This is a genomic window from Kushneria sp. Sum13 (assembly GCF_052692355.1).
Genome location: NZ_CP199847.1, coordinates 3,377,310 through 3,389,544 on the forward strand (window position 1 = coordinate 3,377,310; position 12,235 = coordinate 3,389,544).

Below are 12,235 nucleotides of genomic sequence, written 5' to 3' on the forward strand. Positions count from 1 at the left end.
ACTCACGAATCGCGGTTCCCCGTCACGCCAAGCGCGTGCATGTAGTCCTGAACGCCCTGGGCCAGGCCGCGGAATTCACGGTCATAGCCGGCCTCGCGCAGACGCGAAATGTCGGCGCAGGTGTAGCTCTGATAGCGCCCCTTGAGGTGCTCGGGAAAGTCGATGAATTCGATCTCGCCGCGCCCGGTCATCTCGATCACCGTCTCGGCAATCGTCTTGAAGGGCTCGGCGCGCCCGGTACCCAGGTTGAAGATGCCGGATTGATCCGGGTGGTCGAGAAACCACAGGTTCACATCCACCACGTCATCGACATGAATGAAATCCCGGCTCTGCATGCCGGCCTCATAGCCGTCATACGCCCCGAACAGCTTCGGGTTTTCGCCGTTCATGACCTGGGTGTAGTGATGCCAGGCCACGCTTGCCATCGACCCCTTGTGCTGCTCGCGCGGCCCATAGACGTTGAAGTAGCGAAAGCCCACTACCTGAGTGGTCAGCTGGTCCCAGCGGGCGCGCACGTACTGATCGAACAGCAGCTTGGAATAGCCGTACACGTTGAGCGGCTTCTCATGCTCGCGGGCCTCGACAAAGACCTCGCTGCCGCCGTAGGTTGCGGCAGAGGAGGCGTAGAGAAAGGGAATCTGATGCGTCTGGCAGTAATCGAGCAGCACCTTCGAGTACTCGAAGTTGTTCTCCAGCATGTACTTGCCGTTCCACTCGGTGGTGGCCGAACAGGCCCCCTCGTGGAAGATCGCTTCGATGCGCGGCAGTCGGGCGTCGCGTCGGACCCGCTCAAGGAAGTCATCCTTGTCGAGATAGTCCTGAATCTGGCAGTCGGCCAGATTGCGAAATTTTGTGCCCTCGGTCATGTCGTCAACGACAACAATATCCTCGCGACCGCGCGCATTGAGTGCCTTGACCAGATTGGCGCCAATAAAGCCGGCACCGCCGGTAACGACGATCATGAAACGTACTCCTGCATTGAATTCAAGGGGCAGCGGCGCCGAAGACGCCTGTCGGTTGGTAACAAGCGTAGCGTCTTCTGGACGCTCTATCCGGCCTGTCTGCCATGGCCCGGGCATCGCCGAATCGACGCAGCCCTATAACCCGCATGGCGCTGATTGTATACTTGTGGGCTATTGAATTCATGGGCCAACGGTGGTTCCCCGATGACGGTTTCATCCACGAATGCGTCGACGCCAGACGTAAAAACCTTTCAGGGCCTGATTCTGGCCCTGCAACAGTACTGGGCGCAGCAGGGTTGCGTCATCATGCAGCCGCTGGATATGGAGGTCGGCGCGGGTACCTTTCACCCGGCGACCTTCCTGCGCGCCATCGGCCCGGAGTCCTGGAACTCGGCCTATGTGCAGCCTTCGCGCCGTCCGACCGACGGCCGCTACGGGGAAAATCCCAACCGTCTGCAGCATTACTACCAGTTTCAGGTCGTGATGAAGCCGTCGCCGGAGAACTTCCAGGAGCTCTATCTGGGCTCGCTTGCCCATCTCGGACTCGACCCGCTCATCCACGACATCCGCTTTGTCGAGGACAACTGGGAATCGCCCACGCTGGGCGCCTGGGGGCTGGGCTGGGAAATCTGGCTCAACGGCATGGAAGTGACCCAGTTCACCTATTTCCAGCAGGCCGGCGGCATCGAGTGTTACCCGGTCATGGGCGAGCTGACCTACGGGCTCGAGCGCATCGCCATGTACCTGCAGGACGTCGACAGCGTCTACGACCTGATCTGGACCCGCGCCCCCGACGGCTCGACGATCACCTATGGCGACGTCTATCTGCAAAACGAGCGCGAGCAGTCGACCTTCAACTTCGAACATGCCGACGTGCCGACGCTGTTTGCCGATTTCGACCACCTTGAGCGCGACTGCAGGGCGCTGCTGGAGGCCAATCTGCCGCTGCCGGCGTATGAAAAGACGCTCAAGGCCTCGCATACCTTCAACCTGCTCGATGCCCGTCATGCCATCTCGGTGACCGAGCGTCAGCGCTATATCCTGCGCGTGCGCACCCTGGCCCGCGACGTGGCCCATGCCTATTACGCCTCACGCGAGGCAGCCGGCTTCCCGCTGGCCTCACCTGACGTGCGCGCTGAAATTCTCGGTCAGAAGGAAGTGATCTGATGGCTTTTGACAACACGATGGCCTCCAACAACGCTGTGGCACCCACGCGCACGCTTCTGATCGAACTGGGCTGTGAAGAGCTGCCGCCTGGCGCACTGGCCGAGCTGGTCGACGCGCTGGCCCTCGGCGTCAAAAACGCCCTGTCTGATGCCGGCGTCCAGTACGGCGAAGTGCTGCCGCTGGCCACGCCGCGCCGTCTGGCGGTCAGCATCACCCGTCTGGCCGAATACCAGCCCGATCAACAGATCGAGCGTCTTGGCCCGGCCGTGGCGGCCGCCTTTGACAAGGAAGGCAACCCGACGAAGGCCGCCCAGGGCTTTGCCGGCTCGCTGGGCCTGGACGTGAGCGAGCTGTCGCGCCTTGAAACCGACAAGGGCGAGCGCCTGGGCCATCGCTATACTCAGCCGGGGGAAGCCACTACGGCGCTTCTGCCTGACATCGTGCGCCGCGCCGTGGACGCCCTGCCGGTACCCAAGCGCATGCGCTGGGGTGCTTCGCGGGTCGAATTTTCGCGCCCGGTCCACTGGCTGGTCATGCTCTATGGTGACGAGGTTGTTTCCTGTGAACTGCTGGGGCTTGAGTCTGGAAGGACCACCCGCGGCCACCGCTATCATTACAATCAGCCCATCGAGCTGGCTCATGCCGATGAGTATGTCGAAAGACTCGAAAATCCGGGTTACGTGATCGTCGATATGGTCAGGCGTCGCAGCATGATCGTCGAGCAGGTCCGCGAGCAGGCTCGCGTACTCGGTGCCAAAGCGGTCATCGAAGACACTCTGCTGGATGAGGTCACAGGCCTGGTTGAATGGCCGGTGGCGCTGACCGGGCGTTTTGACGAGCGTTTTCTGGAGGTGCCGGCAGAGTGTCTGATTTCGTCGATGAAGGCCAACCAAAAATACTTCCACCTGCTTGATGAGCAGGACAACCTGATTCCGGCATTTATCACCGTCAGCAATATCGAAAGCCGCGACCCGCGTCAGGTGATCGAGGGCAACGAGCGCGTCATTCGCCCGCGCCTGGCCGATGCCGCGTTTTTCTTCGAAACCGATCGCAAAAGCCCGCTGGCCGCGCGCATCAAATCGCTTGAAAGCGTGGTCTTTCAGCAAAAGCTGGGCACGCTGGCTGACAAGAGCGCGCGCGTGGAAGTGCTGTCGCGCACCATCGCTGACAGCCTGGGCGACAGCGGCGAGCAGGCCGCGCGTGCCGCCACGCTTGCCAAGTGCGATCTGGTCACCGAAATGGTCCTTGAGTTCCCGGAACTTCAGGGCATCATGGGCGCCTACTACGCGCGCTTTGATGGCGAAGACGAGGCCGTCGCCAGCGCCATCTATCAGCAGTACCTGCCCCGCTTTGCCGGTGACGAGATTCCCTCGGGACCGATCGGGCAGGCACTGGCCATTGCCGACCGTCTGGATACCCTGACCGGGATCTTTGCCATCGGTCAGCGCCCGACCGGCACGCGCGACCCCTTTGCCCTGCGTCGCGCCGCCATTGGCGTGCTCAGCATCATGGTGGGGGCCGAGCTGGATCTTGACCTGCGCGAGCTTCTGACCGTAGCCGCCGGCCAGCACGACAGCGTCACTGACGTCACAGCGCTGGTGGATGAGGTGCAGGACTACATGCTCGACCGTTTCCGCGCCTGGGCGCTGGAGGCCGGCATGAGCGCCGAGACCTATCTGGCCGTGCGAGCCCGCCCTGTCACGCGTCCGTTTGATTTCGAGCGACGTCTGCGCGCCGTTCATGGCTTCACCCATCGCGAGGAAGCCCAGGCGCTGGCCGCGGCCAACAAGCGTGTCGCCAATATCCTCGCCAAGCAGTCCGGCGATGTGCCGGCCGAAGTCGATACCGCGCATCTTGCCGAACCGGCCGAGAAGGCGCTGTTTGAAGCCGTCTCGAGAAAACGCGAGGAGACCGCACCGCTGATCGCCCAACGCGACTATGCCAGTGCGCTGGACGCGCTGGCCGAACTCAAGGCGCCGGTGGATGCGTTCTTTGATCAGGTCATGGTGATGAGCGATGACGAGGCGCTCAGGCGCAACCGTCTGGCGCTGCTCGCCGGCCTGCAGGGACTCTTCCTCGAAGTCGCCGATATTGCGCTGCTGGGACAATCGTCATGAGCAGCACGATTCATTTTCGTCGTGCCACACCCAGCGATGTGGCGGCTTTGGTCAGTCTGGTCACGTCAGCTTATCGCGGGGAGTCCAGCCGTAGCGGCTGGACCACGGAAGCCGATCTCCTCGAAGGCGAGCGCATTGCCCCCGAGGTGATGCGTGCCGACATCGAGCGTCCTGCCAGCCACATCATCATTGCCGAACGGCCGGGGGACAGCACCCACGAACTGGTGGCCTGTGCCCACGTGGCCGAGCAGGATGGCGCCGGCTATTTCGGCATGTTTGCCGTGCGCCCCTGGCTACAGGGCCATGGCATTGGTCAGGCCGTACTGGCAGAAGCCGAGCGCGTGGCGCGCGAGGAGCTGGGTCTTGATCGGCTGCGCATGACGGTGATCGATGTGCGGCTGGAATTGATCGCATGGTATGAACGTCGCGGCTACCATCGTACCGGCGAGTATCTGCCTTTCCCCTATGGCGATACGCGCTTTGGCATCCCGAAACGCGATGATCTGCGCTTTGTCGTGCTGGAAAAGACACTGGGCTAGGTCGACCTCAAAAGCCGGCCTCTGAAAAAGCCGGTGTTTCACGTGAAACAAAAAACGGGCAGACCACTCAAGGCGGTCTGCCCGTTTTTTTATGCCCCTTTTCTTTTTGATCCCCTTCCTTTTTTATCCCCCCTGCCGGCTAGTCATATTGAAAACCGATGACCTTGCGCGCGTGCTCGCGGCTGGCAGCATCAACGCCTGCCACAAGTGTGCCGACTACACAGATGCTGGTATTAAGCACAAGGCCCCAGAGTCCGCTGTAGATGCCCAGCGGCCGATAGCCCATGAAGGTGAACACACCGGCCATGACGGCGCCGGCCAGCATGCCGATGAACACGGCGCGGGCGTTCAGGCGGGTCCAGTAGAGCCCCAGAATCAGCGCCGGTGCGACCTGGATGAGCACCTCGAACTTGAGCACGAAAATCTGGTAGAGCGTGGCCGGCGGATACCAGGCAATCACGATCAGAATGGCCACCGCCGCCAGCCCCACCAGCTTGCCGGCCAGCACCTTTTGATACTCGCTGGCCTCGGGCTTGATATAGCGCCCGTACAGGTCGTTGGAGATGATCGAGGAAAACGTCAAAAGCACCGAGTCGGCCGTCGACACGATGGCAGCGATCACGCCTCCAAACAGCAGCACCATCGCCCAGTAAAAGAACGTGTTCTGGTTGGCCAGCGCATTGGCCATGATGCCGACCAGCTGCTCGGAGTCCGCCGTGGAGAGCCCCGGGAAGGCCGCAATGCCGATGATGCCGACCGTGAATACCACCCCTGCGGTCAGAAACGGCATGTAGGCCATGCGAATGAACGAATGCTTCAGGGTCGCCTCGCTTTTCGCCGAGAAGATGCGCTGCACGGCGTGGGGATAGATCGCCGCGCCAATACCGACCAATACCAGCAGGCTGAACCAGCGGGTCAGCCCGGCGGCGTCAGGCGGGTTGAGCTTCTCGGGTGCATTGGCCTGCATGTACGCCGCCGCCGACGGCAGACCGCCAAAGTAATACAGCGAGCCGATCAAAAGCGTAAATACCCCGAACAGCAGCGCGATGCCCTGAATGGTGTCGGTATAGGCCACCGAGCGCATGCCGCCCAGCCAGCTGTAGGCCACCATGATGACAATGAAAAAGATCACGCCGACCTGATAGGGAATGGTGCCGCCGGTCAGGCCCGACACGCCCTGCCCGATCGCCACGAACTGCTCGAGCAGATAGTTGGCAAGGCCATAGAGCATCAGGATGGCTGCCAGAATCGAGACACTTTTGGAGCGAAAGCGCAGCTCGATCCAGTCCACCGGCGTGAGCAGTGAAAAGCGCCGTCCCAGCGCATAAAGACGTGGCGCGAAGAAGAGATACACCATGATGATCATGATGAAAAACGGCACCGAGACCAGATACTGATAGCCCATGCGATAGGCCGTCGGCGGATAACCGATGACGGTATTGCCGCTGTACTGGGTGGCAAAGAAGGTGAAAAAGAGCACCATCACCCCAAGGCCGCGCCCGCCCAGGTAGTACTCATCCAGGCTTTCACGCATGCCACGATTGCGCAGATAGGCAAACACGCCCACCCCCAGCATCAGGGCACCATAAAGGGCGAGCACGAAGATACCCGACCAGCCGCTGAACGCCAGTTCAACTTCCATGCTTATCTCTCCTCGTCGTGGCGAACGCCGCGGCGCTGGTCACGGTCGCCATCACCGCGCTCCTGTCCACCGCCATAAAGTTCATCGCTGTCGGTCTGCCACTGGGTCCTGATCGTCCAGGTGATGAAGATCGACAGCAGAAGTGATGCCCCCAGAACGGTCAGCGACCACACCGGAATGCCCAGCACCAGCGTCGAGCCGGCGTCACTGGCAAAGTACCAGGGGTTGATGAGCACAAAGAGCACGATAAAGCCGATCCAGACACGGCGCTTTCGAACGGGCTCGGACATTCTGGGTTTCATGAGACGTGCTCCCGGGCAGTGATACCGTCGCGAGCGCGACGGACAGGGTCCAGGAGGGACTCTATCGAGCGCTCACCAGGGCTGAATATTGATCATTGAACAAGCGCGGCTTCGCCAGCGACGAAGCACCAGGACGTTGGTCGCAGATTCGGCTACGCCTGAGCCGATAACTCGGTATGGCGGTCACGCTCGCCGCAGCGCAGCAGATGATCCACCAGCTGGCGGGCAGGCACCGCCAGGCCGTGGTAGTCGCGCATGACCAGGTGCAGCTCGCGCAGTGCCCAGCCATCGGTCAGGGGCACCGTGGCCAGACGAAGCCCAAGGCGCTCGGCCTCAACCGCCCGACAAGGCAGCACGCCGATGCCCATGCCGCGATCGATCATGCGACAGATACCTTCAAAGCTTCGCACCTGAATGCGCATGCGCAGCGGTCGATCAAACCGGCGCGCCCCGTCCTGCAGCAGCGCCTGCAACGAGGCATCCTGCTCCAGGCCGATAAAGTCGTTGTCAAGCGCCTGCTCGAGCGCCACTGCCGGCATTTCAGCCAGCGGATGCTGCTGCGGCACAACCAGCACCAGCCGGTCGCAGCGCCACAGCCGGGCATCCAGTCCCTCGGCCGGCACATGACCGGCATAGAGGCCGATGTCGGCCAGGCCGTCGCGCACGGCGGTCACGATCTCGTGACTCAGCCGCTCCTTCATGTCGATGCGGATCTGCGGGAAGCGGTTCATGAAATCGCCCAGATCGTCCGGCAGGAACTCGATCACCGATGAGGTGTTGGCATGCAGGCGGATATGGCCCTTGATGCCGACGCTGTATTCGCTCATGTCGGCGTCAAGACGCGCAAGCCCTTCGAGCATCAGGCGGGCGTGATGCAAAAAGGCATGACCTGCCGGCGTCAGCTCGATGCCTCGCGGGCGGCGATAAAGCAGCGAAATGCCGATCTGGTTTTCCAGGTCGCTGATGCGCTTGCTGACCGCGGCCAGTGCCAGATGCTCGCGGCGCGCCGCACGGGTCAGACTGCGCTCGTCGGCGATCGCCACGAAAAGGCGCAGGGTGACAAAATCAAGACGCTTCATGAGGGCTCCGCTCGGTCGGCCTGACAGTCTGACCATATTTACCAGACTAACAGTGTCTTCGCCGGTTGCGAACGCTGCCTTGGTCAAACCCCAATTGTGACGCCGAGGGCCGCTCGGCCATCCTCATGGTCATCACCATGCCCGAGAGCGGACACCCCATGACAGCCCATGATGCCATCTCTGCCACCGACCAGCCTCAGGCGCTGACCGGTCTGAAAGTGCTGGAGCTGGGCCAGCTGATTGCTGGCCCGTTTGCCACCAAACTGCTTGGCGAATTCGGCGCCGATGTGATCAAGATCGAGCCGCCCGGCACCGGTGACCCGCTGCGCCGCTGGCGTATTGTCGAGGAAGACACCTCGCTTTGGTGGCATGTCCAGACCCGCAACAAGCGCTCGCTCTCTCTTGATCTGAGAAGCGAAGAGGGTCAGGAGATCGTGCGCCAGCTGGCCCGCGAGGCCGACATCGTGGTGGAAAACTTCCGCCCCGGCACACTCGAGAAGTGGGGGCTGGGCTGGGAGGCGCTGAGTGCTGCCAATCCGGCCCTGATCATGGTGCGCATCTCCGGCTACGGCCAGACCGGCCCCTACCGCGACCGCCCCGGTTTTGGCGTGATCGGGGAAGCCATGGGCGGCCTGCGCTATCTCTCCGGCCATCCCGGTGAGCGCTCGGTACGGGTGGGGGTGAGCCTGGGCGATTCGCTTTCAGCACTCTACGGCGTGATCGGGGCGCTTTTGGCCCTGCAGGAGCGCCACACCAGCGGCCAGGGACAGTACATTGATGTCGCGCTGTATGAATCGGTATTTGCCATGATGGAAAGCCTGATCCCCGAATACGATAGCGCCGGTGTGATCCGTGAACCCAGCGGCAGTGCCCTGCCCGGCATCACGCCATCCAATGCCTACCCGTGCCTGGGGGGCGAGCATGTCCTGATCGCCGGTAACGGTGACAGCATCTATCGACGGCTGATGCAGGCCATCGAGCGACCGGACCTAGCGGAAGACCCGGCACTTGCGCACAACGACGGCCGCTCGCGTCAGGCCGAGCGGATCGATAGTGCGATCGCCGACTGGACATCCCGCCATGACCGCGAGCACGTGCTGAGCACGTTGGACGCTGCTGGTGTACCGGTGGGCTTTCCCTATACCGCGTGCGATATCGTCAATGACCCGCACTATCAGGCCCGCGAGATGATCCAGACCATCATTACCGCCGAAGGCCGCCAGCTGAAGGTGCCGGGCGTGATGCCCAAACTCAGCCGCACGCCGGGGCGCATCGAAGGCGGCGGCCCGCGGCTGGGCCAGCATACGCGTGATGTGCTAAACGAGCTGGGCATCGATGCCGACACCCAGCAGGCGCTGTTCGAGCGTGGCGTGCTGTATGACACCCCTCAGCCCGATACCCTTTCGTCCGACACTGCCCCGGCGACGACGGCGCAGCGTACGGACAAGGGAGCGTGACATGAACCCGCGCGTGTATATTCAGGAAGTCGCCCCGCGTGATGGCCTGCAGATCGAGCAGCGCTTCGTACCCACGGCTGAGAAAATCGCTCTGATCGATGCCCTCTCCCGCACCGGTGTGGCAAAAATCGAGGCCACTTCGTTTACCTCGCCAAAAGCGATTCCCAATCTGGCCGATGCCGGTGAGGTGATGGCCGGTATTACCCGCCATGAAGGCGTGGATTACGTCGCGCTGGTGCCCAACGAGCGCGGCGCCGAGCGGGCTCTGGCGGCCGACGCCGATGAACTCAACCTGGTCATGTCGGCCAGTGACGGGCATGGTCTGGCGAATCTGCGCATGACGCCCTGGCAGTCGCTTGAGCGCTTTCCCGCCATCATCGAGCAGGCGCGTGGCCATGAGGTGTTCATCAACGCCTCGATCTCGACCGCCTTTGGCTGCCCTTTTGATGGCGAGGTGCCCGCCTCACGGGTGATCGACATTGTGGCGCGGCTAACGGCACTGGGCATTGGCGGCGTGTCTCTTTGCGATACCACCGGCATGGCCAACCCGATGCAGGTCAGGGCACTGTGTGAGCAGGTTCTTACCCGCTGGCCCGAACTGGCGCTGACCCTGCATGTGCATAACACTCGCGGCATGGGCCTTGCCAATGCCTTCTCGGCCTGGCAGGCCGGGGTCATCCGCTTTGATGCGGCACTCGGCGGGCTGGGCGGCTGCCCGTTCGCGCCCGGCGCCAGCGGCAATGTCTGCACCGAGGATCTGGTCCACATGTTCGAGGAAATGGGTATCGATACCGGGGTGGATCTCGACGCACTGCTGGCGGTCTCCAGCACCCTGTCTGATCTGGTCGGTCATGAGGTGCCGGGGCAGGTGGTGAAGGCCGGGCGCTCGAGCCGGCGCTATCCGCTGCCCGAGCACGCCCGGCCGTCATAGCCCCCACGGCCACAATTGTTCTTTTGCGCCCGGATTCAAACCGGCTCACACTGCGCCACTCCTGTTCAGCCTTGACCCAGAGAGGCGCTTGCCGTGACATCCCGGGATAACACCGCAGAGGGTTTGCCCACCCCCTTGCTGCTCTTGATGGCAGTGGCCACCGGCATCTCGGTGGCCAGCAACTATTATGCCCAGCCGCTTTTGCACACCATTGCCCAACAGCTCGATCTGAGCTGGTCGGGGGCCGGCATTATCGTGACCACCGCGCAGCTGGGCTACGCCGCCGGTCTCCTGCTGCTGGTGCCGCTGGGTGACATGATCGAACGGCGCCGGCTGGTGGTCACCATGATGCTGCTGGCCACTGCGGGTCTGGTGGTCAGCGCGCTGTCTACCAATCTCGCCGTGCTGCTGCTGGGCACGGCCATTACCGGTGTTTTCTCGGTGGTCGCTCAGGTGCTGGTGCCCTTTGCGGCAACGCTTGCCGCTCCAGAGCAGCGCGGTCGCGCCGTGGGCACCGTCATGAGTGGCCTTCTGATCGGCATTCTGCTGGCACGCACCTTTGCAGGGGCACTCTCGACGCTGGGCAACTGGCGGCTGGTGTACATGGTGGCCGCCGTCCTGATGCTGGTCACTACCCTGCTGCTGTGGCGTGCCCTGCCCCGGCTCAGCACCCACGCAGGGCTTGGCTATACGGCATTGATTCGCTCGGTGGGCACGCTTCTGGCCACGCATCCGGCGCTGCGCCTGCGCGCCGCGCTGGGCGCGTTGACCTTTATGCTGTTTGCCGCCTTCTGGACACCGGTCGCCTTTTTGTTATCCAACCCGCCCTGGCAGTTCAGTGATGCCACCATTGGCCTTCTGGGGCTTCTGGGCGCGGCCGGTGCCCTGGTGGCCCCCTGGGCAGGACGTCAGGTCGATCGAGGCCGGGCACGGCTGACCACTACCGCAGGACTCTTGTTGCTGCTGATGGGCTGGCTGCCGCTGTTCTGGGCCGAGCGGTCAATGGTGGCGATCGTGATCGGCGTGCTGGTACTCGATATCGCCGTACAGCTGGTGCACATCACCAACCTCAACATGGTCTATCGCATCGACCCGGACGCCCGTAACCGTCTCAATGCCGCTTATATGGTGAGCTACTTTCTGGGCGGGGCCACCGGCTCGCTGGTGTCGGCATGGCTTTACGGCCATACCGGCTGGACCGGGGTCACGGCCTTCGGAGCGCTCACAAGTCTGGTGGGGCTTGCGATCTGGTGGCGAGGTCATCGACATGACACCAACCCGGCAGTGTGATCTCGTCATGACCTGATTCAGTCCTGAAAAGCGCCATGGTCAAGCTCAAAAGCCGGGCTTAAAAACCAGGCACAAAAAAAGCCGGCCCGCCAAATGGCGAGCCGGCCTTTTTGTTTGCTGATGCCACCGAGGCGGTGTTGGCCGCCTCGGCGCCCGGCGTTACTTCGCCGGCTGCTGCTGGGCCTGCGACTGCATGGACTGAAGCTGCTTGTAGAGCTCGGGGTCCATATTGATCAGACGCTTTTCCAGCGCTTTATCGCGTGAGGCGTCGGTCCCGATCTGCTGATACTGCTGCACGGACAGGTCATGCTGCTTGAGGGAGTCTTCCGTCTTGCTCTGGAACTCCTGCATCATCGACTGCGCCTGCTGCTGGTCTTTCACGTCCTTGCTGGAAAGGCCCTTGATGACCGGAATCATGTCGCGATTGACGTCCAGAAACGAGCGCAGCTCGTCATCCTTGTACTGCTTTGAAAGGGTACCGGCCTCAACAGGCTGAGGCTGTTGCATCTGCGCCGGGGCCTGCTGCTGGCCCTGCGAGGCACTCTGACTTCCTGCCATGGCCATCGGTGCAGCCACCAGGCTCGCCGTAATGAGCGCCGCGCCGAGCATTGATACAGGCTTTTTCATGGGGAACTCCGAAAAAAGAATTTGATTCAATGTAATGTAGTCATGGCAGGGCGTCCAGAAACCGACTGTGAACGCAGCATCGGGACCTGGCGTCATTTCACCTCAAAACCCGATCTCGGGGA

General features: G+C 62.4%; 11 protein-coding genes. 6 read left to right on the forward strand and 5 right to left on the reverse strand.

Annotation, left to right across the window (positions count from 1 at the left end):
• Window positions 1–2: 2 nt before the first annotated feature.
• A complete protein-coding gene (gene rfaD / locus ACUN8C_RS15635) occupies window positions 3–962 on the reverse strand; it encodes an ADP-glyceromanno-heptose 6-epimerase (protein ID WP_445620080.1) in 960 nt (319 codons plus the stop codon).
• A gap of 204 nt (window positions 963–1,166) precedes the next feature.
• Between rfaD and glyQ the strand changes: the two genes are divergently transcribed.
• Genes glyQ through ACUN8C_RS15650 form a run of 3 tightly spaced genes read left to right on the forward strand, consistent with a single transcriptional unit; the run spans window position 1,167 to window position 4,785 of the window.
• The gene (glyQ, locus tag ACUN8C_RS15640; RefSeq protein ID WP_445620081.1) at window positions 1,167–2,129 is read left to right on the forward strand and encodes a glycine--tRNA ligase subunit alpha; all 963 of its coding nucleotides are present in this window, start codon (window positions 1,167–1,169) and stop codon (window positions 2,127–2,129) included.
• The gene (glyS, locus tag ACUN8C_RS15645; protein WP_445620082.1) at window positions 2,129–4,246 is read left to right on the forward strand and encodes a glycine--tRNA ligase subunit beta; all 2,118 of its coding nucleotides are present in this window, start codon (window positions 2,129–2,131) and stop codon (window positions 4,244–4,246) included. The genes glyQ and glyS overlap by 1 nt, the downstream gene beginning before the upstream one ends.
• The gene (locus tag ACUN8C_RS15650; protein ID WP_445620083.1) at window positions 4,243–4,785 is read left to right on the forward strand and encodes a GNAT family N-acetyltransferase; all 543 of its coding nucleotides are present in this window, start codon (window positions 4,243–4,245) and stop codon (window positions 4,783–4,785) included. The genes glyS and ACUN8C_RS15650 overlap by 4 nt, the downstream gene beginning before the upstream one ends.
• Before the next feature lie 139 nt (window positions 4,786–4,924).
• Here the strand turns inward: ACUN8C_RS15650 and ACUN8C_RS15655 are convergent, their stop codons facing one another.
• The 3 genes from ACUN8C_RS15655 to ACUN8C_RS15665 all read right to left on the reverse strand — a co-directional run bounded on the left by ACUN8C_RS15655 (window position 4,925) and on the right by ACUN8C_RS15665 (window position 7,808).
• Window positions 4,925–6,427 carry a sodium:solute symporter family protein gene (locus tag ACUN8C_RS15655; RefSeq protein ID WP_445620084.1) on the reverse strand — a complete coding sequence of 501 codons (1,503 nt, stop codon included), beginning with the start codon at window positions 6,425–6,427 and terminating at the stop codon, window positions 4,925–4,927.
• A 2-nt stretch (window positions 6,428–6,429) separates the two neighbouring features.
• The gene (locus tag ACUN8C_RS15660) at window positions 6,430–6,729 is read right to left on the reverse strand and encodes a hypothetical protein (protein ID WP_445620085.1); all 300 of its coding nucleotides are present in this window, start codon (window positions 6,727–6,729) and stop codon (window positions 6,430–6,432) included.
• A gap of 152 nt (window positions 6,730–6,881) precedes the next feature.
• Entirely contained in the window at window positions 6,882–7,808 is a 927-nt protein-coding gene (locus tag ACUN8C_RS15665; protein WP_445620086.1) for a LysR family transcriptional regulator, read from the reverse strand.
• Window positions 7,809–7,966: 158 nt separating this feature from the next.
• Here ACUN8C_RS15665 and ACUN8C_RS15670 point away from each other — a divergent pair, with 158 nt between their 5' ends.
• The 3 genes from ACUN8C_RS15670 (at window position 7,967) to ACUN8C_RS15680 (ending at window position 11,486) form a co-directional block, all read left to right on the forward strand.
• Window positions 7,967–9,265 carry a CaiB/BaiF CoA transferase family protein gene (locus ACUN8C_RS15670; protein ID WP_445620087.1) on the forward strand — a complete coding sequence of 433 codons (1,299 nt, stop codon included), beginning with the start codon at window positions 7,967–7,969 and terminating at the stop codon, window positions 9,263–9,265.
• A 1-nt stretch (window position 9,266) separates the two neighbouring features.
• Window positions 9,267–10,196 carry a hydroxymethylglutaryl-CoA lyase gene (locus ACUN8C_RS15675; protein ID WP_445620088.1) on the forward strand — a complete coding sequence of 310 codons (930 nt, stop codon included), beginning with the start codon at window positions 9,267–9,269 and terminating at the stop codon, window positions 10,194–10,196.
• Window positions 10,197–10,289: 93 nt separating this feature from the next.
• Complete coding sequence (locus ACUN8C_RS15680) at window positions 10,290–11,486, forward strand: MFS transporter (RefSeq protein WP_445620089.1); 1,197 nt, start codon at window positions 10,290–10,292, stop codon at window positions 11,484–11,486.
• A 159-nt stretch (window positions 11,487–11,645) separates the two neighbouring features.
• Here ACUN8C_RS15680 and ACUN8C_RS15685 read toward each other — a convergent pair whose 3' ends face one another.
• A complete protein-coding gene (locus ACUN8C_RS15685; protein ID WP_445620090.1) occupies window positions 11,646–12,113 on the reverse strand; it encodes a DUF4168 domain-containing protein in 468 nt (155 codons plus the stop codon).
• Window positions 12,114–12,235: the final 122 nt, after the last annotated feature.